The 26,583-nt window shown below is 73.0% G+C and carries 18 protein-coding genes; 9 read left to right on the top strand and 9 right to left on the bottom strand.

The window, feature by feature from the left end; genetic code table 11:
- Positions 1–24 precede the first annotated feature (24 nt).
- Complete coding sequence (gene truA, locus ACIQG9_RS06260; protein ID WP_400398858.1) at positions 25–855, top strand: tRNA pseudouridine(38-40) synthase TruA; 831 nt, start codon at positions 25–27, stop codon at positions 853–855.
- A 50-nt stretch (positions 856–905) separates the two neighbouring features.
- On the opposite strand, the gene ACIQG9_RS06255 is transcribed toward truA, so the two are convergent.
- Complete coding sequence (locus ACIQG9_RS06255) at positions 906–2,006, bottom strand: hypothetical protein (protein WP_400398857.1); 1,101 nt, start codon at positions 2,004–2,006, stop codon at positions 906–908.
- 126 nt (positions 2,007–2,132) lie between these two features.
- On the opposite strand from ACIQG9_RS06255, the gene ACIQG9_RS06250 reads away from it, so the two are divergent.
- The 3 genes from ACIQG9_RS06250 (at position 2,133) to ACIQG9_RS06240 (ending at position 5,539) form a co-directional block, all read left to right on the top strand.
- Entirely contained in the window at positions 2,133–2,738 is a 606-nt protein-coding gene (locus tag ACIQG9_RS06250) for a class I SAM-dependent methyltransferase (RefSeq protein ID WP_400399273.1), read from the top strand.
- A 41-nt stretch (positions 2,739–2,779) separates the two neighbouring features.
- Positions 2,780–4,459, top strand: a complete 1,680-nt coding sequence (locus ACIQG9_RS06245) for an ATP-binding cassette domain-containing protein (protein ID WP_400398856.1) — start codon at positions 2,780–2,782, stop codon at positions 4,457–4,459.
- A gap of 117 nt (positions 4,460–4,576) precedes the next feature.
- Positions 4,577–5,539 (top strand): aldo/keto reductase, encoded by a 963-nt coding sequence (locus ACIQG9_RS06240; RefSeq protein ID WP_400398855.1) that lies wholly within the window; start codon positions 4,577–4,579, stop codon positions 5,537–5,539.
- A 56-nt stretch (positions 5,540–5,595) separates the two neighbouring features.
- On the opposite strand, the gene ACIQG9_RS06235 is transcribed toward ACIQG9_RS06240, so the two are convergent.
- The 3 genes from ACIQG9_RS06235 to ACIQG9_RS06225 all read right to left on the bottom strand — a co-directional run bounded on the left by ACIQG9_RS06235 (position 5,596) and on the right by ACIQG9_RS06225 (position 13,560).
- A complete protein-coding gene (locus tag ACIQG9_RS06235) occupies positions 5,596–6,129 on the bottom strand; it encodes a hypothetical protein (protein ID WP_400398854.1) in 534 nt (177 codons plus the stop codon).
- A 70-nt stretch (positions 6,130–6,199) separates the two neighbouring features.
- Positions 6,200–12,058 (bottom strand): ThuA domain-containing protein, encoded by a 5,859-nt coding sequence (locus ACIQG9_RS06230; RefSeq protein WP_400398853.1) that lies wholly within the window; start codon positions 12,056–12,058, stop codon positions 6,200–6,202.
- Positions 12,059–12,411: 353 nt separating this feature from the next.
- Positions 12,412–13,560, bottom strand: a complete 1,149-nt coding sequence (locus ACIQG9_RS06225; protein WP_400399271.1) for an FAD-dependent oxidoreductase — start codon at positions 13,558–13,560, stop codon at positions 12,412–12,414.
- 30 nt (positions 13,561–13,590) lie between these two features.
- On the opposite strand from ACIQG9_RS06225, the gene ACIQG9_RS06220 reads away from it, so the two are divergent.
- A complete protein-coding gene (locus tag ACIQG9_RS06220) occupies positions 13,591–14,316 on the top strand; it encodes a TetR/AcrR family transcriptional regulator (protein ID WP_400398852.1) in 726 nt (241 codons plus the stop codon).
- Between the two features lie 157 nt (positions 14,317–14,473).
- Here the strand turns inward: ACIQG9_RS06220 and ACIQG9_RS06215 are convergent, their stop codons facing one another.
- The 4 genes from ACIQG9_RS06215 to ACIQG9_RS06200 form a co-directional block, all read right to left on the bottom strand.
- Positions 14,474–16,735, bottom strand: coding sequence for a hypothetical protein (locus tag ACIQG9_RS06215; protein WP_400398851.1), 2,262 nt, complete (start codon positions 16,733–16,735; stop codon positions 14,474–14,476).
- A gap of 100 nt (positions 16,736–16,835) precedes the next feature.
- Positions 16,836–17,144 (bottom strand): cupin, encoded by a 309-nt coding sequence (locus tag ACIQG9_RS06210; protein ID WP_400398850.1) that lies wholly within the window; start codon positions 17,142–17,144, stop codon positions 16,836–16,838.
- Positions 17,141–18,091 (bottom strand): LLM class F420-dependent oxidoreductase, encoded by a 951-nt coding sequence (locus tag ACIQG9_RS06205; RefSeq protein WP_400398849.1) that lies wholly within the window; start codon positions 18,089–18,091, stop codon positions 17,141–17,143. The genes ACIQG9_RS06210 and ACIQG9_RS06205 overlap by 4 nt, the downstream gene beginning before the upstream one ends.
- A 2-nt stretch (positions 18,092–18,093) precedes the next feature.
- On the bottom strand, positions 18,094–18,879 hold the full coding sequence (locus ACIQG9_RS06200) for an ABC transporter ATP-binding protein (protein ID WP_400398848.1): 786 nt from the start codon (positions 18,877–18,879) through the stop codon (positions 18,094–18,096).
- A 266-nt stretch (positions 18,880–19,145) separates the two neighbouring features.
- Here ACIQG9_RS06200 and ACIQG9_RS06195 point away from each other — a divergent pair, with 266 nt between their 5' ends.
- Together ACIQG9_RS06195 and ACIQG9_RS06190 are read left to right on the top strand one after the other, a co-directional pair.
- Entirely contained in the window at positions 19,146–20,174 is a 1,029-nt protein-coding gene (locus ACIQG9_RS06195) for an ABC transporter substrate-binding protein (RefSeq protein ID WP_400398847.1), read from the top strand.
- A gap of 100 nt (positions 20,175–20,274) precedes the next feature.
- Positions 20,275–21,144: an ABC transporter permease gene (locus ACIQG9_RS06190; protein WP_400398846.1), complete on the top strand. Its 870-nt coding sequence runs from the start codon at positions 20,275–20,277 to the stop codon at positions 21,142–21,144.
- 225 nt (positions 21,145–21,369) lie between these two features.
- Here the strand turns inward: ACIQG9_RS06190 and ACIQG9_RS06185 are convergent, their stop codons facing one another.
- Positions 21,370–22,551, bottom strand: a complete 1,182-nt coding sequence (locus tag ACIQG9_RS06185) for an ABC transporter substrate-binding protein (protein WP_400398845.1) — start codon at positions 22,549–22,551, stop codon at positions 21,370–21,372.
- Positions 22,552–22,991: 440 nt separating this feature from the next.
- Between ACIQG9_RS06185 and ACIQG9_RS06180 the strand changes: the two genes are divergently transcribed.
- Both ACIQG9_RS06180 and ACIQG9_RS06175 read left to right on the top strand, forming a co-directional pair.
- On the top strand, positions 22,992–26,135 hold the full coding sequence (locus ACIQG9_RS06180; RefSeq protein ID WP_400398844.1) for a nitrate- and nitrite sensing domain-containing protein: 3,144 nt from the start codon (positions 22,992–22,994) through the stop codon (positions 26,133–26,135).
- Positions 26,132–26,539: a roadblock/LC7 domain-containing protein gene (locus ACIQG9_RS06175; RefSeq protein WP_030329975.1), complete on the top strand. Its 408-nt coding sequence runs from the start codon at positions 26,132–26,134 to the stop codon at positions 26,537–26,539. The genes ACIQG9_RS06180 and ACIQG9_RS06175 overlap by 4 nt, the downstream gene beginning before the upstream one ends.
- Positions 26,540–26,583 lie beyond the last annotated feature (44 nt).

The raw sequence follows: 26,583 nt of genomic DNA, 5'->3' as shown, positions 1-26,583 counted from the left end.
GACGCCGTGAACGGGAGGTACGAGGTGGACGAGCGGACCCGGCTGCGGCTGGACGTCTCGTACGACGGCACCGACTTCTCCGGCTGGGCCGTCCAGCCGACCCGGCGGACGGTCGCCGGAGTGCTCGTCGAGACGCTGGACCTGGTGCTCGGCGCGGGCACCGTCACCGGGCTGACGGTGGCCGGCCGGACCGACGCGGGGGTGCACGCCACCGGCCAGGTCTGCCACCTCGACCTGCCCGTCGAGGTCTGGCGGGAACACGGGGGAGGGTTGCTGCGCCGGCTGGCCCGGCTGCTCCCCACCGACGTGCGGGTGCCCGCCATGACCGAGGTGCCGGCCGACTTCGACGCCCGCTTCTCGGCGACGTTCCGCCGCTACGAGTACCGGGTCACCGACGCCCCCTGGGGTGCCGAACCGCTGCGCCGACACGACACCCTGGCCTGGCCGAAGCCGCTCGACCTGGCCGCCCTGAACGCGGCGGCGGCCGGCCTGGTGGGGGAGCACGACTTCGCCGCGTACTGCCGGCGCAAGGAGCACGCCACCACGCTGCGCGAGGTGACCCGGCTGGACTGGCGGCGCGACCCGGACGGCATCCTGGTCGCCACCGTGCAGGCCGACGCCTTCTGCCAGGCGATGGTGCGCAGCCTGGTGGGTGCGATGCTGGTCGCCGGGGACGGCCGGCGCCCCGTCGAGTGGCCGGCCGGCCTGCTCGCCCGGCGGGAACGGTCCAGCGAGGTGACCGTGGCGGCGGCGCGTGGGCTGACCCTGGTCGCCGTCGGCTATCCGGCCGATCCGGCCGAGTACGCCCGCCGCGCCGACCTCACCCGCCGGCTGCGGGTACCCGTCGAGTCCTGAGCAGCCCGGCGCGGGAACCCCCTACGCCGGGCCTCGTACGTCGGTGCCGCTCAGTCGCCCGGCAGCTCGTCGGTGTTGCGGTCGTCGCGGCTGGTGGCGGAGGTGCCGGTGGCCTTCGTGGTCGGCTGGGCGGCGCTGCCGTCGGTGGCCCGCCGCTCCAGCACGCCCTGGTCGAGGTGCAGCTCGATCAGGTCGTGGATGATCTCGCGGACCGTGGGGTCGCCGGCCGGGACAGCGCCGCCGTCGGCCCGGGTCACCAGGCAGTAGCCGACGTAGTGGCCGCGTACCTGCCAGGCGACCCGGGCGGCGGTGGTGGCGATCGACTCGGTGCCGTCCCCGGCGGGCATGCCCCGGAAGCGGCCCTGCCGGTCGTCGAGCAACTGCCGGATCCGGTCCCGGACGCGCTGCGCGGTGGCCAGGTCGGTCAGGTTGAACAGGCCGGCGGTCACCAGGTGGTCCCCGTCGGGGGAGCGCAGGGTGGCCCGGACCACCTGGCTGCACCCGAGCCGGACGAGCAGGTCGGCGATCTCGCCGGTGGCCGCGACCGCGCAGCTACCCCCGGAGTGGGTCTTGAGCACCTGGTACTCGCGCTTGTCGGCCCCGAGCACCAGCTTCTTGCCGGGGAAGACCTCCTTGGCGGTCAACGGCTGCTGGTCGGTGTCCCGGGAGTCGAGATCCCGGCGGTCGGTCTGCTCCGTCGGGTCGGCGGCGGCACCCGGCTGTGCCGTCGGGGTGACCTGGTTGTCCTGCGGCGAGTTGTCCGTCGGGGTGCGGTCGACGAGCAGGGCTGCGCCGCCGAGGCCGCAGAGGCCGAGCAGCACCAGTACGGCGGCACCGCCGACGACCACCTGCCACAGCCGGCCGCCCCGGCCGGCGGAGCCCGAGCGGCCGGATCGGGGCCCGTCCGCCGGGGGTGTGGGGGCGTACCCGGGGGTGGTCGCCGCGGATGGCGCCGGGGCGGACGAGCGGACCGGGACGGAGTCGGCGGCCGGAGGGGTCGGGCGGGTGGTCCGCGGCAGCGAGGGGGCGGGGAAGCGGGACGGGGACGGCCCGGCGGGCGTGGTCGGGGCGGTGTGGAACAGCGGCAGGTCCGACCCGGGCCGCGGGTACTCCTCGAAGGCGTCCTCATCGGACTCGTACCGATATACCATGTCGCCCAGAGTAGGGTCCATTGCCCCTTTAGAGGGTAATAACAGGAAATTGCGGCGCGCGGCGCGTCGACTCGACTCGACCGGGCGGCGGCGAACCCGTTCCGGGCCGGTGGAAGAATGCCGCGAGTGACCGGCGACCACTATTTCACCGCGGAACCCACCACCGCGGCCCATCCGCGCGAGGTCGAGTTCTCCGTCGCCGGGCGCGACTACACGCTCGCCTCCGCCGGCGGGGTCTTCTCCGCCGCCCGGCTCGACCCCGGCACCGCCGTGCTGCTGCGCAAGGCCGAGCTGCCGACCGCCGCCACCACCGGCGATCTGCTGGACATCGGCTCCGGCTTCGGCCCGATCGGCTGCGTGCTGGCCGACCACGCGCCCACCGCCACCGTCTGGGCGGTCGACGTCAACGAGCGGGCCCGCGCGCTGACCGCCGCCAACGCCGTCCGGATCGGCGCCGGTGACCGGGTCCGCGCGGTCGGCCCGGACGAGGTGCCCGCCGACGTCACCTTCGCCCAGATCTGGTCCAACCCGCCGATCCGGATCGGCAAGACCGAGCTGCACGAACTGCTGCGCCGGTGGCTGCCCCGGCTCGCCCCGGACGGCGTCGGCTGGCTGGTGGTGGCCCGCCACCTCGGCGGCGACTCGCTGCAACGCTGGCTGGTGGACGAGGGCTGGCAGGTCGACCGGCACGCCAGCCAGAAGGGGTACCGGGTGCTGCGGGTCACCCGGTAATCGAGTGTCGCCCGCCCCGGCCGGTCCGGCAGGATGCCGGCGTGGGTTACGTGGACGTGGCAGGGGCCGGGCACATCCTCCCGGACGGCCGGGAGCTCTTCGCCGAGGTGTCCTTCCGGGTCGGCGAGGGTGCCAAGGTGGCCCTGGTCGGGCCGAACGGCGCCGGCAAGACGACGCTGCTGCGGATGGTCGCCGGTGACCTGCCGGTGCAGACCGGCGTCGTCGCCCGCTCCGGTGGGCTCGGCGTGATGCGGCAGTTCATCGGCATGATCGGCGACGAGTCGACGCTGGCCGACCTGGCGCTCTCGCTGTCCCCGGCGGCGCTGTGCGAGGCCGGCCGCCGGCTCGCCGCCAGCGACGAGGCCATGCGGGCGGCCGAGCTGCGCGGCAAGTACAGCACCGCCGCCGGCAAGGCCCAACTCGCGTACGCGGACGCGCTCGCCGCCTGGGGCGAGGCCGGCGGGTACGACGCCGAGGTGCTCTTCGACACCGTCACCACCATCGTGCTCGACCTGCCCTGGGACGCCGCCCGGAGTCGGCCGGTCCGGACCCTCTCCGGCGGCCAGCAGAAGCGCTTCGCCCTGGAGCTGCTGCTGCGCGGCACCGAGGAGGTGCTGCTCCTCGACGAGCCGGACAACTTCCTCGACGTGCCCGGCAAGCGTTGGCTGGAGACCCGGCTGCGGGAGTCCGGCAAGTCGGTGCTGTACGTCTCGCACGACCGGGAGCTGCTGGCCCGCACCGCCGACCGGGTGGTCGCCGTCGAGGGCGGTAGCGCCTGGGTGCACCCGGGTGGCTTCGCCAGCTGGCACGACGCCCGGGTGGCCCGGCACGCCCGCCTGGACGAGCTGCGCAAACGGTGGGACGAGGAGCACCAGAAGCTGCGCGAGCTGATGCTGATGTACAAGCAGAAGGCCGCGTACAACTCGGACATGGCGTCGCGCTACCAGTCGGCGCAGACCCGGTTGCGCAGGTTCGAGGAGGCCGGGCCGCCGCCCGTACCGCCGAAGGACCAGGACATCCGGATGAAGCTGGCCGGCGGGCGGACCGGCAAGCGCGCGGTGATCTGCGAAGAGCTGGAGCTGGACGGCCTGACCTACCCCTTCGACCTGGAACTCTGGTACGGCGACCGGGTGGCCGTGCTCGGCGCGAACGGCACCGGCAAGTCGCACTTCCTGCGGCTGCTGGCCCGGGGCGGCACCGACCCCGACCCGGCCAACGGCCCGGTCGACGGTGCCGCCGCGCTGGCCCCGGTCAACCACGCCGGGGTGGCCCGGCTCGGCGCCCGGGTCCGACCCGGACACTTCTCGCAGACCCACGACCGGCCCGAACTGATGGCGAGGACGCTGGTCGACATCCTCTGGCGCGGCGACGAGCACCGGGCCGGGATGGACCGGCACGCGGCGATGGCCGCGCTCAGCCGGTACGAACTGGCCGGCCAGGGCGACCAGCGGTTCGGCACCCTCTCCGGCGGGCAGCAGGCCCGGTTCCTGGTGCTGCTGCTGGAGCTGTCCGGGGCGACCCTGCTGCTGCTCGACGAGCCGACCGACAACCTCGACCTGGCCTCCGCCGAGGCGTTGGAGGCGGGACTGGCGGCGTTCTCCGGGACGGTGGTCGCGGTCACCCACGACCGCTGGTTCACCCGTTCCTTCGACCGGTTCGTGCTGTTCCGGGGCGACGGCGACGTGGTGGAGACCCCCGAACCGGTCTGGGACGTCGGGTGATCCCCGCCGACCTCGCCGCGCGCCTCTGCGCGGCCACCGTCGTGGCCGCCCGCCGGCTGGCCGCCGACGTGCTGGGCTGAGCCCGAGTCGGGACGGGCCCGGCGCGGCCGGCATAGGGTGGATCTCGTGACTGAGATGACCTATCGCCGGTTGGGCGACTCCGGGCTGGTGGTGTCCGTGGTCGGTATCGGCTGCAACAACTTCGGCCGCAAACTCGACCTCGACGGCACCCGGGCGGTGGTCGACGCCGCACTCGACGCCGGGATCAACTTCTTCGACACCGCCGACATCTACGGCGAGCCGCAGGGCAGCTCCGAGGAGCTGCTCGGCCAGGCGCTCAAGGGCCGCCGGGACGACGTGGTGGTGGCCACCAAGTTCGGCATGGACATGCACGGCCGCAACGGCCCCGACTTCGGCGCCCGGGGTTCCCGGCGGTACCTCGCCCGTGCGGTCGAGGCGTCGCTGCGCCGGCTCGGCACCGACCACATCGACCTCTACCAGATGCACGAGCCCGACCCGGGCACCCCGATCGACGAGACCCTCGCCGCGCTCGACGACCTGGTCCGCGCCGGCAAGGTGCGCTACCTGGGCAACTCCAACTTCTCCGGCTGGCAGATCGCCGACGCCGACTGGGTGGCCTCGTCCAGCGGCCGGACCCGGTTCGTCAGCGCGCAGAACCACTACTCGCTGTTGGAACGGGGGGTGGAGACCGAGGTGATCGGCGCGTGCGAGCGGTTCGGCCTCGGCATGCTGCCCTTCTTCCCGCTCGCCAACGGCCTGCTCACCGGCAAGTACCAGCGGGGCGAGGCCCCACCCGCCGGTAGCCGGCTCGCCGGTGGCGGCCGGTACGCCGCGCGGCTGGCCGCCGCCCGGTGGGACACCATCGAGGCGATCGAGGCGTACGCGACCGAGCGGGGTCTCACCCTGCTCCAGGTGGCCATCGGCGGGCTGGCCGCCCGCCCGGCGGTGACCTCGGTCATCGCCGGAGCCACCACGCCCGAGCAGGTCCGGTCCAACGCCGCGGCGGGTGCCTGGCAGCCCACCGACGCCGACCTCGACGCCCTGGACGCCATCCTCTGACGCAGGGGGCCCGGGCATCCCCTCGATGCCCGGGCCCGGTCCAGCGACGGCGCCGGTCAGCCGGCCGTCCGGCGGCGGCGCAGCAGGTACAGCGGTCCCGCCACCGCCAGTACGGCGACCGCGAGGCCGCCGGCCAGCAGCGGCCACCATCCGATCCCCTGGTCTCCGGTCGCCCGCGCCGCGCCGCCGGCGACGACGGGCGGCCCGGCGGTGGGCGGCGACTGGGCAACTCGGGCCTGAACCTGGGCCGTCGCCGTGGTCCGGTACGGGGCCGGGGCGCTGACCGTCACCCGCCAGTGGCCCGGGGCGAGCAGCGGGCCACTGGTGTAGAAGCCCTGCCCCTCCCCGGCCGGTTCGAGTTGCAGCGGCCCGGCCGTACGGCCGCCCTCACCCTCGGCGGTCAGGGTGAGCCGGACCGCCTGATCCAGCCGGTGGCCGTCGGCGTGCACGGCCTGCACGGTCACCCCACCGGCCCCGTCACCGGCCACCGTCAGCTTGAGCTTCCCGCTGTGCGCCGCCGTCGGGGCCGCCGGCAGTGCCACCAGGCACGCGGCAACCAGCGCGGCGGCGCAGATCCTGAAGATACGCATCGACGTCTCCATCCGGTGTGGACAGGGCCGCCCCCGCCGTCGGTGGACGGCGGGAGCGGCCCCGTTTCCGCTACAGCGAACGGCCGGGGGCGATCCTGGTGGGATCGTCACCGAGCCGGCCGGCACCGTCGACCGGCGTGCCGTCGTTCGCCTTCACCCCGGCCTTGCTGGCCGTGCCGCCGAGCCGGACGATCATGGCGTCGGCGTCGCGGACCAGCACGTCCCGGACGTCGGCCTCGGTCACCAGGGTGGCGTCGGTGGCCAGCGCCTTGAAGGCGGTCAACTGCTGCACCGCCCGCTTGTCGTTGCCCGCCGCCTCGGAGACCCGCACCGCGTCCAGCTTGTTGGAGAGCTGACGGTGCGCCTTGGTGGAGAGCCGCCCGGTCGCCTTGAACCGGTCCAGCAGGTTCTGCATGTCCCGGAACGAGGTGGTGACGAAGAACCGGACCGTCGAGGTGGTGGAGTTGCCCGCCTTGTCGGTCGCGGTCACCGTCAGCTCGTGCAGGCCGAGCGGCAGCTCGTAGAGGGCCTGCAGGGTGCCGCTGGCGTACGCCCGGCCGTCCAGCACCCCGGTCGTCGTCCGGACGCCGGAGGTCGGGTCGACCGCCTGCCAGGAGATCCGCAGGTCCTGGCTGTCGCCGTAGAGCTGGCCGTCGGCGATGCCGGAGACCAGCAGCGTCGGCTTGGTGCCGTCGATCTTCACCACCGCCGACTTCAGCGTCTCGGCGTTGCCGGCGGTGTCGGTGGCCCGGTACAGCAGCTCGTGCGTGCCGTCCCCGGTCACCTCGACCGGCGTGGTGTACGCCGTCCAGGCGCCCCCGTCCAGCGACCACTCCAGCCGCTTCACGCCGGAACCGGCGTCGGTGGAGGTGATCACCACCGGGACGGTGCCGGCGTGCCAGCCGTCGTCGTTCGCCGGGGCGAACGCCGCCGAGCTGACCGGCGCGGTGGCGTCGATCTTCACGGCGACCTTCTTCGCCGTCTCCACGTTGCCGGCCTTGTCCGTCGACCGGAACCGCAGCTCGTGCGCGCCGTCCCCGGTGACCAGCACCGGTCCGGCGTACGCGGTCCACCCGGTGTCCCCGTCGAGCTGGTACTCGGTGCCCGCCACCCCGCTGCCGGCGGCCTCGTCGGCCGCCGCCAGGGTGACCGTGACCGGCCCGTTGTGCCAGCCGTCGGTCGCGGTGCCGGAGACCGTGGCGGTGGTCACCGGCGCGGTCGTGTCGACCACCCCGGTGGAGAGCCGGAAGTAGTCGAACGAGGCCGTCTTCGGGGTGGCCGCGTTCGCCCCGAGGGTGAACAGGCCCACCTTCGGGGTCGCCCCGACGGCGGTGCTGGTCAACGTCTCCAACGTCTTCCAGTCCTGCCCGTCGGCCGAGTACGACGCGGTGAAGGTGTTGCCGGTGCGGGCCAGCCGCAGGTGCCACACCGCCGAGGTCAGGTCACTGGCCTGGGGCTGCGGGTTCTGCACCGTCCCACCGACCTCGCTGCGGAACTCGATCCGCCGGGTGAGCGGCTGTCCGGCCTGGTTGTCCACGATGAAGTCGAACTTGACGTAGTTGTCGTCGTCGGCGTGGACGATCAGCCCGGCCTGCTGGTACTGCTCGGCCAGCAGGCTGCCGTCGACCTTCGTCTCCAGGGTCCAGTCGCCGGCCGGCGCGGTCTGCAGGACGAAGTTCGTCGGCCCGGTGTTGTCGGTGCCGTAGATGTCACCCTTCGGCACGTCGATCCGCAGCGCGCCGTCGGTCACCCGGTAGGCCGCCGGGTCCTCCCGCAGCACCGCGTTCCACCGGCACTTGTCCAGCGTGCTGCCGGTGAACTCGTCCGACGGGTCGACCGGGCCGGCCGGGGCGTCCGGCGAGACCTGGAACCAGTCGAACAGCGCGTCCACCACCGGGGCGGTGGTGGCGCCGTTGAGAGCGAACACGCCGATCCGGGGGTTGGTGATCCCGGCGAGCGCGGCGGACCGGCCGACCGGGGTGAACGTCGTCCCGTCGCCGGAGAACGCCGCGGTCAGGTTGGTGCCGTCGCTGATCAGCCGCAGGTAGACGGTGTCACCGGCGGGCGCGGCGGTGGCGTCCGCCCCCTCGTTGCGGGGCGAACCGGCGGTCTCCCGGATGAACTCCACCCGGCGGGAGCCGCTGTAGAGCAGGTCCAGCTTGGCGTAGTTGTCGTCGTCGCCGTAGATCAGCAGGCCGGCCTGCTGGTAGTTGGCGGTGACGGGCAGGGTGACCTTCGTGGTGGCCTGCCAGGCCCCGCTGGGCGCGGGCTGGAGGACCAGGTTGGTGGCGCCGTTGGTCGCGCCGTACAGGTCACCGGAGGCGGTGGGCAGCCGCAGCGACCCGCCGGAGACCGAGTAGAGCTGGTTCTCCCGGACCACCGTCCAGCGGTCCTTGTTCAGGCTGGTGCCGAGGAAGTCGTCCGAACGCGCCCCGAGGCAGGAGTTGTTCGGCGCGTCCACCTTCACCGGGACGGTCGCGTACGACTTCGCGCCCCGCTTGTCCGTCACCGTCAGGGTGGCGGTGAAGGTGCCCGGCACGGTGTACGTGTGGGTGGCGTCCAGGGTGGTCGCCGTCCCGCCGTCACCGAAGTCCCAGGCGTACGTCAGCGGGGTGTCGTTCTCGGCGTCGGTGGCCGTGCCCTTGAAGGCGACGGTGACCGGCGCGGTGCCGGTCGCCGGCGTGGCCGTGGCCGTCACCACCGGCGGCGCGTTGTCGGTGACGCCCCGACCGATGAAGTCCATCCAGTTGACGTTGAACAGCGAACCGGCACCACCGGCCGGGTCCTTGGCGACGAAGTACAACGCGCCCTCGGCCGCACCGGTCACCGGCGCGGTCACGTCGACGAACTGCTGCCAGCCGCCGGTGGCGGGCACGTTGGCCGTTGCCACCACCGGGCCGTCGACGGCACCTGCGTGCACGTCGATCCGGCCGCCCTGGACCGCCGAGGCCGCCCGGAACCGGATCTGGTCGACCCCGGTCAGGTTGGCCGGGACGAGCGACCACCAGTCGCCGTCCTCGATGAAGCCGATGTTCTGGCCGCCACCGGCGGTGTCGGTGGTGGTCTCCTTCTGCACGCCCGGGTCACCGCCGCCGGTGCTGCCCGGGGCCCGACCGGTGGCCGTGAAGTACTCGGCCTGCTTCCGCTTGGGCTGCAACACCTCGATCGCCCGGCCGGTCAGCGGGCCGGCCCCGCCGGTCCCGCCGTCGTCGGTGTAGGTGGCCTCGAAGACCGCGAAGACGTTCGCCTCCGCGCCGTGACCGGACGCCAGCGAGGTCTGCACGGTGCCGGTGCAACCGGTGTGCTGCTCCAGCGGGTGGGCGTGCTCGTCGTGGCCGAGCAGCACCTGGAGCTGGACCCGGTCACAGTCGATGGCGCCGTCCTCCGGGTCGGTCACCTTGATCGTGTACTTGACCTGGTCGCCCCACTCGAAGAAGCCGCCGCTGGGCGGGAACTCGATGGTCACCGTCGGGGCGGTGTTGCCGACCGTCACCGGTACGTTCGCCACCGCGGTACGGCCCTTGGGGTTGGTGACGGTGAGCTGCGCGGTGTAGTTGCCGGCCGTGGCGTACGTGTGGGTGGGGTTCGCCTCGGTGGAGGTCTGTCCGTCGCCGAACGCCCAGGCGTAGGTCAGCGTGCCGCCGTCCGGGTCACGGGAACCGGCGCTGGAGAACTTCACGGTCAGCGGAGCGGCCCCGGAGGTGGGGTCGGCGCTGGCCTCGGCGATCGGGGCCCGGTCACCGGCGGTGTAGTCGATCCGGTAGACCCCGGAGTCGTCGTTGTTGCCGCCGAAGCCGGTGCCCCACTCGATCAGGTAGAGCGCGCCGTCCGGCCCGAACTCGAAGTCCATCGGGCGGACCATGCTCATGCCGGTGAGCAACTGGTTGATGTCGATCAGCGTCTTGCCGTCCGCGCTGACCTGCATGGTGTACATCTTCGACTGGTTCCACTCGCCGAGGAGCGCCTTGCCGTCGTAGTACGCCGGCCACTTGCGGCTGGACGTGCTGTCGGCGTCGTACCGGTAGACCGGGCCACCCATCGGGGCGCCGCCGCCGCCGATCTCGGGGAAGCGCGGGTCACCGGCGTAGCCGTAGTCCACGGTCGCCGGGATGGCCGGCGGCAGGTTGGTCAGGCCGGTGTTGTTGGGCGAGTCGTTGACCGGTGCGGCGCAGTCGAACTTCGCCCCGCTCGGCCCGGACGGGAAGGTGTAGTCGTTGTACGCCCTGTTGTTGCCGGTGCAGTACGGCCAGCCGTAGTTGCCCGGCGTGCCGACGATGTTCCACTCGACCAGGCCCTCGGGGCCGCGGTTCGGGTTGGCCGAACCGGCGTCCGGCCCGTAGTCGGCGACGTAGAGGGTGTTGCTGGCCGGGTCGATGCCGATCCGGAACGGGTTACGGAAACCCATCGCGTAGATCTCGGGACGGGTCTTCGCGGTGCCCGGGGCGAACAGGTTCCCGGCCGGCACGGTGTAGGTGCCGTTGTCCTCCGGGTGGATCCGGATCACCTTGCCGCGCAGGTCGTTGGTGTTGCCGGAGCTGCGCTGCGCGTCGTAGTCCTGCCGACCGGCCCGCTCGTCGATCGGGGTGAAGGCGCTCGACTCGAACGGGTTGGTGTTGTCCCCGGTGGCCAGGTAGAGGTTGCCCAGCGAGTCGAAGGTCATGCTGCCACCGGCGTGGCAGCAGGTGTTGCGCTGGGTGTCGACCTGGAGGACGACCTTCTCGGTGGCCTTGTCGATGGTGTCACCGTTGACGGTGAACCGGGACAGGTAGTTGCGCGGGGCACCACCGGTTGGGGCGTAGTACAGGTAGATCCACTTGTTGGTGGCGAACTTCGGGTCGAGGCGCAGACCGATCAGGCCGTCCTCGTTGCCGGTGAAGACGTCCAGCCGGGTCGCGGTGACCGTGTTGCCGGTGTCCGGCTTGACGATCTGCACCCGGCCGTCGCGCTCGGCGTAGAACACCCGGCCGTCCGGAGCGATGTCCAGCTCCATCGGGTTGTTGGTGTTGCTGTCCAGGGTGACCTTCTCGAAGTTCGAGGTCTTCGTGGCGCCGCAGTCGGCGTTCTCGACCCCGGCGGCGGTGCGGATACCGCCGAGCAGGTGGGTGAGGAACTCCGGCTCGGTGTACGACGCCTGGGTGTGGCCGCCGCCGGTGTACCAGGAGCGACCGCCGTCGTAGTCCTGGCACCAGGCGGTGGGGTGGTCGGCGCCCATCGCGCCGGCCCCCGGGCTGTAGGTCTTCTCGTCCAGGCTGGCCAGCACGTGCACCTTGGAGCGCGGGTTGGTGCGGAAGTTGTACCACTCGTCGAACCGGGACCACCGGTCCGGCAGGGTGGCGGTCGACGGGTGCGCGTGGTCCTCGACCTTGACGGTGGCCTGCTGGTTGGCCGGGTGACCGGAGAAGTACGCGCCGACCAGGTTGCCGTACCAGGCCCAGTCGTACTCGGTGTCCGAGGCGGCGTGCACGCCGGCGTAGCCGCCGCCGGCCCTGATGTAGCGCTCGAACGCGGCCTGCTGGGTGCTGTCCAGGACGTCACCGGTGGTGGAGAGCCAGATCACCGCCTGGTACTTCGCCAGGTTGGCGTCGTTGAAGGCGGCCCCGTCCTCGGTGGCGTCGACGGTGAACCCGTTGTCGGTGCCGAGCTTGCGGATGGCGGCGAGGCCGGCCGGGATGGCGTCGTGCCGGAACCCGGCGGTCTTGGAGAAGACCAGGACCGAGAACGGTTCAGCGGCGGCGGGTGCCGGTGCCGGTGCCGCCTGCGGCTGGGGCTGGGCGGCGGGCGCGGCCTGGGCGGCGGTGCCGCCGACCAGGCCCGTGGCGAGTAGGGAGAGGGTGAGGAGGGCGGCACTGAAGGGACCGCGACGTGCGCGGCGATGGCGGGATGGAGACACTCCATGCTCCTTATGTCCGGACTGGACAGTGGTGGGCATGGGGACGACTCGCCGCAGACCGTCCCCGGCCGGACCGGTGCGGGCCACGCCGAGGCCCGTGCCGGTGGTGATTCGATGCGGGCCCGCCGAGGCCGCGCACCGAAATTATGTCGATCGGTTGAACAAATTAGCGCGGCTGGATTCGTTTCCGGCAAGGCATCCTCATGTAACGATTCGGTATCGGCGACTCGCTTTTCTGGCGAGTGTGGACAATCCGCCGAAAGTAGCCAGGCCGGCGCAGGGAGGAGAGCCGCCCTGCCGTCCGGCTGGCCCCCGGCGACCCGGTGCCGACCGCGCGGTGATCAAGAGGTTTACGTCAACCCGGGGGCCGGAACCTGACGTAAACCTCTTGATCACCGGGCGCTGGGGTGGGCGGGCTCAGGGGGTTCGGGCTGTGGGGTGGGTGGGGTTGTGAAGAAGCGGATGATGTCGTTTGCTGCGGTGGGGGAGAGGATCATTGCTTGGGCTCGGGCGGACAGTTCGGCGATCGGGTGGATTCTGGTGAACATTGCCTCCTCGTAGGTCCGGATCGCCGAGTTCGGGTCGGTGGGGTTGGCGGCGAGTTCGGCGGCGAGTTCGGCGGCGTCGAGCATGGCCTGGTTGGCGCCCTCGCCGACCGGCGGCATGAGGTGCGCGGCGTCACCGATGAGGGTGATGCCCGGCTGGTTGGCCCAGCGGGTACCGATGGGCATGGCTTCGATCCTGCGCGACGTCGGCGCGCTGTCGCCGGCCTCGATGAGTGCGGTGAGGCTTGGGTCCCAGCCTTCGAACAAGTCCAGCAGCGCCCGCTTGCTCCGGTATGTGTCGAGGTCGCGGTCCGCTGCGCGCAGTGAGATCCCGACTCGTACGCTGCCGTCGCCGAGGCGTTGCGCCGCAAGGATCTGGTTCACGCCGATGCACCACAGGTTCCCGGGGCCGACCAGCTCGGCGAGGTCCGGGTGACGCCGGTCGGCGTCGCTGATGGTCAGCTCCACCAGGGTGGCCACGTAGGACAGCTCCGCGTCGGTCAGCAGCGACCGGACGACCGAGCGCGCGCCGTCCGCGCCGACGAGGACGTCGCAGTCGGCTCCGGGGCGACCGTGAAACGTCAGCCCGAAGCCCCCGTCAGGTCGGGGCGTCGCCGCGACGAGCCGGTGCTGCCACGCGACCGCGTCGCCGGGGAGCGAATCGAGCAGAAGATCACGCAGTGCGCTCCGATCGATCTCGGGACGTCCGGAGAACGAGCCGGGTTGTGGCCTGTGGTGCACCAGGGTGCGTCCGGCCGGGTCGAGGATGCGATGTTCCTCGCCCTCGGGCCGCGCCTCGGACCGGAACCGGCCGGCGAGACCCGCCTCGGCCAGGGCCTGTTGCCCGGACTCCGGGTGCAGGTTGAGCATTCCGCCCTGCGGTCGCGCGGATCGGCTCGCCTCGCGTTCGTACACCACCGCCTCGATGTCGTGCCGGCGCAGGATCCGTGCCAGGGTCAGCCCGCCGAGGCCGCCACCGGCGATCGCGATTCGCACACTCAACTCCGTTACCGTACGCTGTATTTCGTGGATACGACGTACGGTAGCGAAGGGTTGCCCATTTGGGAACGGCCCGAGCCTCAGCCACGGGCGGCGCCCGTGCCGTTGAGCCGCGCGAAGATCGCCGCTACGGCGATCCGGCTGGCCGACGCGCACGGCCTCGACGGGCTGTCGGTTCGCAAGATCGCCAAAGAGCTGGGTGTCGGTCCGATGCGGCTCTACGACTACGTGACCAGCAGATCCGAACTGCTCGATCTGATGGTCGACGCCGTCTATGCCCGGATCGCCGAGGCCGGCCAGCACTCCGAGTGGCGCGCCACGGTCCTGGACATCGCGCACCGGACCCGTGCCGCCGCCCTTGACCATGAGTGGTTCTCCGACCTGCTCGGCGGAAGGCCACAACTGGGGCCCCATGCCCTCGCGGTGGGCGAATCGACCGCGGCGGCGCTCAGCCGGGCCCCCGGCGTGCGCGGCATCGACGACCTTCAGCGGGCCTTGGGCGCCCTCGACGCCTTCGTCATCGGAGCGCTCCGCAGGGAGGTCACCGAGCGGCGCGTCGCCCGCTCCACCGGCACCGACGTGTCCGCCTGGCAGGCCAGCCTCGGACCCTATCTGACCCGCATGCTCAGCACCGGCCGCTATCCCACCGTCGCCCGGCTCGTCGTCGACGGCGCCCACCTCACCGCCGAGGAGACCTTCGACCACAACCTGACCACCATCCTGGACGGCATCACCAGGCATCCCCACCCGTGATCGGCCGCTCGCGGGCCAGTGGTCGGCTGGACACCGACCCACCTCGATCGGACCCGCACCGCCGGGGCCGTGGCGCGCAGCGACCGGTCACCTGCCCACCTGCCGGGGGAGATCCGGCGGGGCGGCTCCCGCTGCCGGGAACACGGCCCGGCCCTGCTCAGTCGCGGTGGTGGCGGCCGCTGGAGCGCAGCGACCGCCGGCCGCTCTCCCGCTCCGGCTCGTTGTCGGCCACCGGCTTGCTCAGGCCGGCGACCCAGTCGACGTACTCCTCGTCCGGCGTCGCCAGTTCCGTGGTGGGTTCGGCCGCCGGCTCGCCCTCGGCGGACCGGCTGCGGCGGAACAGCCCGCGCCGACTCCGGGCCTTCCCGGCGGGCTTCTGCTCACCGCTGTCGATAGGGGCCGGGTCGGCGGGCGGGCCGTCCACCGGGGCGGCGCTGGTGTCGGCGGCCTCCCAGCGGAGGCTGACCGGGCCCGGGGCGCTGGTCCGCTCGGTGGTCTCCGGTTCGGGGAACGGCAGTGGCGTTCGCGCCGGGACGGGGTGGGGGGTGCCGACCCAGCCGCCCGTACCGCTCAGGTCGGGCAGTTGGTGCCGGGGGCGCGAACCCGGCGGGCTCGCCGACGTCGAGGCAGTCCCCTCGACACCGCCCGGTGCGATGTGCCGCAGCCCGGCAGCCGGCTCGGCCGTCCCGGTCACCCCGACCGGCGGGTCCGCGCTGCCGGGGTCTGCCGCACCTGATTGGGAGCTGCCCGGGTCGGGGGCGGTCGGGCCGGTGTCGGCGCTGGTCGGGGCGGGTCCGGCGGTGGCCGGTTTTCCGGCGGTGCGGCTTGGCGCTGCGGTGCTGCTCGCCCCGACGGGGGAGTCAGGGTCAGGTCGCCCGGTGGGGACGGCCGGGGCGTCGAGGTCGGCGGGACGGGCCCGGCGGGTCCGCGTCGCTCGGGGTTTCGGCGGGGACACCGGGCCGCCCCCGGCGACCGGCCCGACGGTCTCCGGCTGCTCCGCGCCGGTGGCCTCGGCCGGGATGACCTCGGTGGAGGTCGGCCCGGTCGCCCCGGTGGGCCCGGGCGGGGCGGCCCGGCCAGCCGGCTCACCGGCGGGGCCGAGCCGGGGTTCCGGACCGGCGGTGTCGGGCGCGGCGTTTCCCTCGACGGGCGCGAGGGGTCTCGCCTCGGCGGTCGCCCCGTCGGGCGCGGAGGACCGGGCCACCGGCTGGTCGGCGGCGGGAACGGGGGCGTCCGGCCAGTCCCAGTGGGCCGGGGTACGGCCCGTGCCCGGCGCGTCGGCCGAGGACCGCCCGAGGTCGGGGCGGACGCCGGCCATCGGTGCCGCCGCAGGGCGGTGGTCGTCCCGAGCCGACGCGGCCGAGGGGATGGTGGCGTCGGTCCGGTCCGAGCCGACGGTCCGGGCGGCGGCGGTCAGGTCCACGGTGCTGGGCTCGTCCGAGGTGGCGGCATCCGAGGTGGCGGCATCCGAGGTGGCGGCGGCCGGGGTGGCGGCGGCCGGGGTCGGCACTACTGGCAGCGGCGCGAGGATGTCGGTCGGCTCGATCGCCGCGCCGTCGGCGGCGCGGCGGGCCGGCAGCAGCGGCCAGCGCAGCAGGGTGGTGGCGGCCGACCCGAGCGTACCGGCCGCGACCGCGATCACCGCGCCGTAGTACGGGGCGAGCTGGTAACGGTCCACCGGGTCACCCGGACCGGCCGTGAGGTAGGCGAAGGCGAGCAGCACCGGCCCGGCCGCCCCGGCGGCACCGCCGACCAGCGGGACGTGCCCCCGGCGGCGGGCCAGCCCGCCGGTCACCGCGCCGGCCAGCAGCGCCACCACCGGCAGCAGCAGCATCGCCAGCCGTTGCGCCGCGTCCGCGTCGAGCCAGGACGGCTCCAGCACGCCCAGCCGTACGGTGCGCAGCGGCCCGGTGGACAGCACCCCCGGCGCGACCGAGACCAGCGCGGTGAGCCAGACCGCGCCGGCCAGCATGGCGACGTTCCAGCCCAGCGGGGGCCGGAGCAGGACGGCCGAGGCGGCACCCGCGCCGACCACCGCCCCGGCGACCGCGCAGATGCCGACCGCCCAGACCGGGTCGATGGTGCTCAGCTCGGCGGCCCGCGCGGGCTGCATGCAGAGCGGGGCGACGACGATCGCGCCGAGCGCGGCGGCACCGGAGATCGCGAGCTGCACCGAGGTGTGCTCCGGCAGCCCCTCCCGGCGGGCGAGCCGGCCGGCGACCACGGCACCGGCCACGGCGGCGGTCACCGCGAACCAGCCCACCCAGGCGAGCTGGGCCGGCCAGCGGTTGACGTCGGCGAACTCGCCGGTGAGTCGGACGATGCCGAAGCCGTACGCGATGCCGAGCTGACCGGCCCCGGCCAGCACGCTCACCGCGAGTGCGGTGAGCAGTAGTCTGCCCCACGTCCGAAAGGCCATGTCGCGCACGTTACGGCCCGGTGCCCCCGATCGCCACTGTGGCGCGGCGCGGCCCCGGCCAGGTGTTACCCAAGCTCCACCAGGCCGGAGGGGTCGGCTGCTACGTGAGCTCCACCAGGCGTGCCAGGTAGGTCGTGTCCCCGACATTGGTGAGCATGTGGACGGCCCCCGGGTCCCGGTAGACCACCCCGCCGGTCGGCTCGTCGGCGTCGATCCGGGTGCCGTCGATGGTCTGCACCACGTTCTTGGCGCCCTGGATCGCCACCACCAGGTACGGGTGGTCGTGCCGGTGCAGCGGCTGGCGCTCGCCCGGCTCCAGCCGGATGTGCCAGACCCGGACCCGGTCGTTCTCGTAGACGATCTCCTGGCCGACCGGGCCGAGTTCGAGGTCGTCGGCAACGTCGGTCATCGGGTTCCGTCCAGTTGGGGGAGCACCTCGGCGGCGATGAGCTCCAGGTGGTCGAGGTCGTCGATCTCGATCAGGCGCAGGTGCACCCGGGTGGCGCCGATCGCGGCGAACTCGCCGATCCGGTCGACGAGCTGGGCGGGGGAGCCGACCATCGGGTCCTCCGGCGGCAGGGCGCTCTTGACGTGCAGCGGCGCGGCTCGACGCCGGGCCTCCGCGTCGGTCCGGCCGACCGCCACCACGATCCCGGCGGAGAGGACCAGCGGGGCCCGCCCCGACTCGGTGCGCCCGGTCCGGTCGCACGCCTCCCGGACCCGGTCGTACGCCTCGGCGGTCTCCTCGACCGACTTGAACGGCATGTTGAACTCGTCGGCGTACCGGGCGGCCAGCTCGGGGGTGCGCTTCGGCCCGCTCCCGCCGACGATCACCGGCGGTCCGGGCTGCTGGACCGGCTTGGGCAGGGCGGGGGCGTCCACGAGCCGGTAGTGCTCGCCGGTCCAGTTGTACGTCTCGCCGACCGGGGTCCGCCACAGGCCGGTGACGATCTCCAACTGCTCGGCGAGCCGGTCGAAGCGTTCGCCGACCCGCGGGAACGGGATGCCGTACGCGGTGTGCTCCCGCTCGTACCAGCCGGCGCCGATGCCCAGCTCGACCCGGCCGCCGCTCATCTGGTCGACCTGGGCGACCATCACGGCCAGCGGGCCGGGCAGCCGGAAGGTGGCCGAGGTGACCAGGGTGCCGAGCCGGATCCGGGCGGTCTCCCGGGCCAGCGCGGCCAGGGTGAGCCACGCGTCGGTGGGCCCGGGCAGCCCGGGCTCGTCGCCCATCGCCCGGTAGTGGTCGGCCCGGAGGAAGCCGTCGAAGCCGCCCGCCTCGACCAGCTTGGCGAAGCGGAGCTGGTCGTCGTAGGTCGCGCCCCGGTGCGGCTCGGTGAATACCGCCACCCGCATGTTCATCGTCCCCCCGCCCCGGCCGCCGCCGACGCCTCGCGCTCCATCAGCAGCTCGTGCAGTTCGGCGCTGACCTGGGCGACGTCGGCCAGGTGGGCGTTGCGGCCGAGGGTGCGGGGTCGGGGGATGGTCACCTCGACGACCTTGCGGATCCGTCCCGGGCGGGGGCTGAGTACGACCACCCGGTCGGCCAGCAGCACCGCCTCGTCGATCGAGTGGGTGACGAAGACGATGGTCGTCCCGGTCTCCATGTGCACCCGTTGCAACTCGCCGGAGAGTTCCTCGCGGGTGAGCGCGTCGAGGGCGGAGAAGGGCTCGTCCATCAGCATCACCCGGGGCTCGCCGAGCAGCGACCGGCACAGCGACACCCGCTGCTGCATGCCGCCGGACAGCTCGTGCGGCAGCCGCTTCTCGAAACCGCCGAGGCCGGCGAGTTCCAGTAGCTGGCGGGCCCGCTCGCGGTGCTTGGCCCGGCTCCAGCCGAAGATCTCGGCCGGCAGCAGTACGTTGTCGAGCACGGTGCGCCAGGGCAGCAGGGCCGGCTTCTGGAAGAGCATCGCGACGTCCCGGCGGGGCCGGGTGATCGGGTTGCCGGCGACGGTGATCTCACCGCCGCTGACCGGCAGCAGGCCGGCGATCATGCGGAGCAGGGTCGACTTGCCGCATCCGGAGCGGCCGAGCACGGCGACGAACTCGCCCTCGGCGACCTCCAGGTCGATCCCGCGCAGCGCTTCGACCCGTCCGGTACGGCCGTCGAAGGTACGCGACACATCGGACAGTCGGATCATCTCCGTCGGGCCTCCCCTGAGTCGGCGGTCAGGAACCCGACAGAGGTTATCGGGCGTGTGTCTCTTGCGCACTGTCCGGGGTGGCATCGAGTTGTTTCCGTTCCGCAACCCGATCCGCCTGGCGTCGTGACCGTCGGTGTCTCGTACGCTGTGCCGCGAAGAGTCCCTTCACGACGGCGGCACCGGTGCCCCCCTCACGCCGGTGTCCTCCGAACCGACAACCCCCTCCGGGTGAACGACCCGGTCGGAAAGGACATGGTGCACTGATGAGAAGGCTGACCCGCACGGTCGCCGCGGCCGCCCTGGCCACCGCCCTCACCCTGGTCTCCGCCTGTAGCGGAGGGTCCGACACGACGGACAGCGCGAAGGGCGACGGCAAGGCCCTGGAGAAGGTGACCTATCTCACTTCCTTCGGCAACTTCGGCCGTGACTCGTACGCCTGGGTGGCAAAGGACAAGGGCTTCTTCAAGGAAGCCGGCTTCGACGTGGACATCAAGCCCGGTCAGGGCACCGGCGTGGTCATCCAGACCATCGTCGGCGGCCAGGCCGACTTCGGCCCGATCGACCTGACCGGTGGCCTGCTCCAGCTCGGCAACGGCCAGGCCAAGGACTTCGTGGCGGTGGCCGCGATCCAGCAGCGCACCATGGCGGCCATCGTCTCCGTCGAGGGCAAGAACATCGCCTCGCCGAAGGACCTGGAGGGCAAGAAGCTCGCCGACACCCCCAGCTCCGTCGTCCGCAACCTCTTCCCGACGTACGCCCGGCTGGCCGGCGTGGACGTCAACAAGGTGACCTGGGTCAACGGCGAGGCGCAGACCCTGATGGGCACCCTGGCCTCCGGCCAGGTGGACGGCATCGGCCAGTTCGTCGTCGGCCAGCCGACCGTCGAGGCGGTCACCAAGAAGAAGTCGGTCGTGCTGCCGTACAGCAACGTGATGCAGGACCTCTACGGCAACGCGCTGATCACCTCCAGCAAGATCGCCAAGGAGAAGCCGGAGATGGTGAAGAAGTTCACCGCCGCGCTGCTCAAGGGCCTGGAGTACGCGCTGGCCAACCCGCAGGAGGCCGCCGAGATCCTGAAGAAGAACGTCGACACCACCAACCCGGCCGCGGCCGCCGCCGAGCTCCAGCTCATGGCCGGCTACGTCCGGTCCAGCAACTCCGGCACCGCCATCGGCACCCTGGACAGCGACCGGGTCGCCAAGAGCATCGCGATCCTGCAGGGCGCCGGTGCGCTCAAGCAGAACATCACCCCGGACCAGATCATCGACTTCAACCTCGTGCCGAAGGCCTGATCGACGCCGACTGTGAGACGGGGGTGCGACCCAGCGGGCTGACCGGTGGGCCGCACCCCCGTCGCGTGCCGGCCACGTGCCGGCGGGATAGGAGGACTTTGTGACGGACACGATGCAAACCCGCTCCGCGATCGCCCCACTGGCCGCGCCGGCCGTGGCCATCCCGACCACCCCGCCGGCCGCCGGCGGATCGCCCTGGTCCCGGGTACGCCCCGGAGTCGTCGGGCTGCCGCTGCTCGGCCTGGTGGTCGCGGTGGCCCTCTGGTGGGTGGTCACCTCGGGGCTGCACCTGGTGCACCCGGCGTCCCTGCCGCCACCGCAGGCGGTCTGGACCTCGCTGACCTCGGCAGCGGCCGTGCTGTTCCCGGCGCTGGGCACCACCACCCTGATGACGCTGCTCGGCTTCCTGCTGTCGACCGTCGCCGGGGTGCTGATCGGGATGTTGCTGGCCGCCTCCCGGCGGGCCGAGCGGATGTTCGCGCCGCTGCTGGTGGCGATCAACGCGGTCCCGAAGATCGCGCTCGGGCCGTTGCTGGTGGTGTCGGTCGGTTGGGGCGCGAAGCCCATCCTGACCATGGTGTTCCTGCTCTGCTTCTTCCCGATCGTGCTGTCCACGGCGACCGGGCTCACCACCACCTCGGCGGACCTGGCCGAGCTGGCCCGGTCGATGAACGCCTCCTGGTGGCAGTCGTTCCGCAAGGTGCGGCTGCCGGCCGCGCTGCCGCAGATCTTCGTCGGGCTCAAGGTGGCGATGCCGCTGGCCGCGATCGGCGCGGTGATCGGTGAGTTCTACTCCGACAAGCCGGGCCTGGGATACCAGATCCTGCAGTACAACGGGGTCGGCGACACCGCCACCGCGTGGGCGGCGATCGTGCTGATCGCGGCGATGAGCATCCTGCTCTACACGGCGCTGTCGGTGGTCGAGCGGATCGCCCTGCCCTGGGTGCGCGCCACCACCTCGGCCCGCTGAACCGGCCGGGGCCAGCGACCGCCCCAGCCACGACCGGCCGACCCCCACCACCCCTGGGGGTCGGCCGGCCATTCACGCGTACGGGCCCGGGACGTGGCCCCGCCGCGACCGGCGCGGGGATCGAGGCCGGGCCGGAACCGCGCGGACGACCGGCGGCCCGGACCGCCCGGAGCCGGCCGTGGTGGGGTCACACCCACCACGGGCCGGGGAGCCTCCGTCCGGCGATCAGCTCGCCAACCGCCACCGTCCGCCCCGCGCCACCAGCGTGGTCAGCGCCTGTGGCATCAGGCCGGAGTGGTTGTCCGGGGTCATCCGGATCGGCCCGGAGAGGCCGTCGAGCTGGGACGTCTCCAGGACGTCCCGGATGCCGTCCCGGTTGACCCGGTCGGCCGGGCCGCCGGCGCGCAGCGAGGCGTCGGCGATGAGCTGGACCGCGTCGGCGGCGAACGACGAGAGACCGTTGTAGCCGCCGAACCGGGCGGTGTAGTCCTGGAACCACTGCCGGCGGGCGGCCTTGGCCGGGGTGGTGGCGATCACGTCGTCGATCACCATGGTCTGGGTGAAGATCAGGGTGGCCCGTTCGGTGGCCCGCCCGGAGCTGCCCAGGAAGAGGTCGCCGGCCGCGGCGGCGTCGAGGAAGAGCGACCCGGAGAAGCCGGTCTGGTCGGCGGCGGTGGCGGCGAGCGTGGCCTGCTCCGGCGGGGTCCAGATGATCAGGCCGTCGGGGTCGCCGGTGGTGAGCCGGCGGATCGGCTGGGCGAGTTCGGTGTCGGTGGTGCGGACCGCCTCGCCGCCGAGCAGCTTGATGTTGGCCTTGGCGAACTCGGCGCGCAGCGCCTTCAGGCCCTCGCGGCCGTAGTCGTCGTCGCTGTGCAGCACGCCGACCTCGCGGATCGCCCGGCGACGCAGCTCGGTGGTGAGCGCGCCGGCGCTGTCGGCCGCATTCGGTGCCAGCTTGAAGACGTACCGCCGGTCGGCGACCGGGCTGGCGACGGCGCTCGACGGGGCGAGCGCGATCGTCGGGATCTTCTTCTCGTTGACGGTGCGGACGGCGCCGACGGCGCATTCGTTGCAGCCGCCCATGATGATGGCGCTGACCTTGGAATCGTTGCTGAAGTCGCTGATGTTGCGTGATGACTCGCTGGCGTCGGATCGGTTGTCCTTGACCACCAGCCTGATCTTCCGGTCGCCCAGGGCGCCGGAGGCGTTCAACTGCTCGGTCTTCAGTTCCAGCGCGCGCTGGTACGCCTTGCCGACCGGCGCCGCGGCGCCGGAGAGTTCGAGGTCGACGGCGATGGTGATGGGGCTGCTGTCCTCCTGCCCCGCGCCGAATGAGCAGCCGGTGAGCGTGGTGGCCAGTACGGCCGATGCGAGCGCCACGATGGTCGCGGAGCGGATGGGGCTCAACTCAGTCCTCCAGGTGCGGCGCGGGACGATGCCCGATCACCGCCGCTAGTCCGTCCTCAGTGGAGAAACGGGATTGTGTGCCGTACGGTGTGCGCGAAAGCCTGCAAAACCTTGCCAATGCGGGGGCGCTGCGGTCAAGCGCGGATGCTGTCGGCGGTTTCGGGACGCGAATCTCACATTGTGGGGACATCAGATATTTACCTATGCTCACTCATCAGAGGCGTGCGAACACTCTGGAGTGACATGCCCTGTTCAGGGGTGGCCTGCTAACGAGGTCAAAAGGTAGCCAGCCCGCTGGCTGACCGTTTCCTACCTCACTGCGGCTTCCCAAGCAGGAACTTCTCTGATGAAATCGCGGCCGTGCCGCGCGTGGCGCTGTCCGCTGCACCAGGCGCGGGTCGGCGGGTCAGGCGTGTGGAAGATACGACGGAGGCGATGTCGTGAGCACCGGACCGACGACCCTGCCCGAGACAGGCGAAACCGCCGGACGAGACCGGGAGCGCCGGCTGCCCCGGCTGCGGGACGCTCGGATTCGTTCCAAGCTCGCCCTCATTCTTGTCGTACCGGTGGCCGCGGTCATCGCACTGGCAACTATCCGACTTGTCTCGACCACTGAGGGTGCGGTCGACGCCACGAGGATCCAGTCGCTGACCGCGCTCTCCATCGACGTCTCGGCGCTGGCCCAGGACCTGCACAAGGAGCGGATGGCCGCGGCCGGGTTCCTGGCCAACCCGCAGCTCCGCCCGGACGACTACAACCTGCGGGTCCGCGCCACCGGCAAGCGGATCGACGACTACCGGGCCGAGCGGTCGAAGATCGGCGACGTCCCGAGCGCCGTGCAGGACCGGCTCAAGGTGATCGACGACCACCTGCAGACGCTCGACGCGACCCGGCAGGAGGTGCTCGACCGCCGGCAGATGCCGGTCGCCGAGGCCACCCTCCGGTACGGCGTCATCCTCACCGACCTGGTCTCGTACGGCGACACCCTGGCCCAGCTCCCCGGCCAGGAGAGCCTCGCCGACGCCCGCCGCGCGGTGGCCGCGTTCAGCCGGGCCAAGTCCGCCGTCGCCGAGGAGGAGGCGGTCGCCTACACCGCGCTGGCCGCCGGCCGGCTGGACGAGGAGCAGTTCTCCTCCTTCGTGGCCACCCTGACCAGCCAGCAGGAAGCGCTGCTGTCGTTCTCCCTCGCCGCCGACCCGACCCAGCGGGCACTGGTCGACAGCGCGGTCTCCGGTGACGCGGTCGGGCTCGCCGACCGGGTCGCCGCCGACATCACCCGCTCGGTCGGGCAGCGGGCGCTGGTCAGCGCCGGCGACGCCAGCGCCTCGATCGGCGCGGTCAACGACCTGATGCGGTGGGCCGAGGGCCGGCTCCAGGACACCCTGCTGGACCGGACCGAGCAGGCCCGCAGCAACGTCATCCGGCAGGCCGTCACCGAGTCGGTGCTGGTGCTGCTCACCCTGATCGTCGCGATCACCCTCGCCGTGGTGCTGGCCCGCTCGCTCAACCACTCGCTGCGCCGGCTGCGCGAGGGCGCCCTGTCGGTGGCCAACCACGACCTGCCGGACGCGGTCAAGCGGCTGCAGACCATGGGCAGCGTCGGCGACGGCGGGGTGGAGGAGATCGTCCGGCAGGTCCGCGACCCGATCCGGCTGACCAACCGGGACGAGGTCGGCCAGGTGGCCCTGGCCTTCAACGTGGTCCACCGGGAGGCCGTCCGGGTCGCCGCCGAGCAGGCGGCCCTGCGGACCAGCGTCTCCGCGATGTTCCTCAACCTGGCCCGGCGCAGTCAGACCCTGGTCGACCGGATGATCGGCGAGCTGGACGCGATCGAGCGCGGCGAGGAGGACCCCAAGCGCCTCGCCCAGCTCTTCGAACTCGACCACCTGGCCACCCGGATGCGCCGCAACGACGAGAACCTGCTGGTCCTCGCCGGCGCCGACTCGGCCGTGCCGCGCCGCGACGACGCGCTGCTGGTGGACGTGCTGCGGGCCGCCCAGTCCGAGGTGGAGCTCTACAACCGGATCGAGTTCGGCACCGTCGACACCGACATCTCCGTCGCCGCCCACGCGGTCAACGACGTGGTCCGGCTCGTCGCCGAGCTGCTCGACAACGCCACCCGCTTCTCGCCGCCGACGACCACCGTGGTCGCCGACGGGCGGCGGATCCGGGACTACGTGCTGATCCAGGTCGAGGACCGGGGTCTCGGCCTCACCGACGAGCAGCTCGACTCGCTCAACCGCCGGCTGGCCGCCGCCGCGACCGTGGACGTGGCCGCCTTCCGCTTGATGGGTCTGGCCGTGGTGAGCCGGCTCGCCAGCCGGTACGGCATCCGGGTGGAGCTGCGCCGCAACGTCGAGGGCGGCACCGTCGCCCAGGTGACCCTGCCCAACGCCACCGTCGTGCTCCCCGCCCACCGGGGCCGGGACCAGGCGATCAGCCGGCCGCGCCAGCCGCTGGCGGTCGAGCAGCCGCCGCTCGCCCCGGCCGGTCACAGCGAGTCGCTGAACGGCGGACGGGCCGGCGCGGCGACGCTGACCGACCAGTGGCGTACCGCCCCGCCGGCCCCGGCCCCCTGGCAGCCGCCGGTGGACGCCCGGGACACCGCACCGGCCGTACAGTTCGGCGGCCCGGTGTCGGCCCCGCCGTACGCGCCGGTCTCGGCGGCTCCCGCCCCGGCCGACTCCGGGTTCGCCGCCTTCTCGGCCGGCAGCCCGACCATGGCGAACCCGACCATCGACCCGCTGCCGAGGCGGGCCTCGGTCGGCGGTGCCGCCCCGGTGCTCCCGGTCGGGCCGGTGGCCGGCGTGCCGGCCACCCCCGCGCCGGCCGATCCGTACGGCGCCCCGGCGATGCCGTTCGCCGGCGCACCCGCCGCGACGCCGTTCGCCGCCGCCCCGGTGGCCTCCTACCCTCCGGCCGCGACGCCGGCGGCACCGTACGCCGCCCCGGCGGCGGCCACCCCGGCCGCGCCGGTGGTGGCCCGGCCGGACCGCCCGGCCGACTCGCCGATCTTCCGGGAGATGGAGGCGGTGTGGTTCCGGTCCCACGGGGACGACGCCACCGCGATCTTCACCCGGCCCCGGTTCGACGAGGAGCCGCCGGCCGCCCCGGCCCGGGCCAACGGCGCGGCCACGCCGACCCGCCCGCCGCTGCCCACCCGGGTACCCGCCGCCCCCACGGCGGCCGGCACCCCGACCGTCGCCACCCCCACGATCACCCCCGAACCGCCGGCCGCCCCCGCGCCGCCGTCGTACGCCCCGCCGGTGGCCCCGCCCGCCCCGGAGACCTCCCCGGCCGCCGACGCGGACGCCTGGCGGACGGCCGCCGACGAGGGCTGGTCCCGGGCCACCCGGGCCGCCGAACCGTCCAACGCCGGCACCACCCGCTCCGGCCTACCGAAGCGGGTGCCACAGGCCCAGCTCGTCCCCGGCGGTATCGAGCCGAAGAGTGGCCGGGACCGCAGTCGTCGCACCCCCGACGAAGTACGCGGCCTGCTCTCGGCCTACCACCGCGGCGTGCAGCGCGGTCGCACGGCCGGCGCGGACGTCAACAGCACCTCGACCAAGGAGACGAACCGATGAACAGGCCAGCGGCCATGCAGGACATGGGTTGGCTGCTCACCAACTTCGCCGACAGTGTGGCGGGCATCGCCCACGTGGTGGCGGTGTCCGCGGACGGGCTGCTGCTCGCGTCCTCGCGGGACCTGCCCGCCGATCGGGCGGACCAGCTCGCCGCGATCACCTCCGGCGTGGTGAGCCTGACCGAGGGTGCCGCCCGGATGTTCAGCGCGGGCGGGGTGCTGCAGACAGTGATCGAGATGGACAGCGGGTACCTGTTCCTCATGTCGATCAGCGACGGCTCGTCGATGGCGGTGCTCGCCGCCCGTAGCTGCGACGTCGGCCAGGTCGGCTACGAGATGGCGCTGCTGGTCGAGCGGGTGGGCGCGGCGCTGGTGCCGCTGCCCCGAGACGCCGTGCGCTCGTAGCGCCGGCGAGTGGCGACGCCGGGCGCGACCGCGCCCGGCCGGAA

Origin of the sequence: Micromonospora sp. NPDC092111 (assembly GCF_044755745.1) — a bacterium.
GTDB lineage: Bacteria > Actinomycetota > Actinomycetes > Mycobacteriales > Micromonosporaceae > Micromonospora.
Note: the sequence above shows the minus strand (reverse complement) of the source record. Positions and strands in the feature narration are given on the sequence as shown.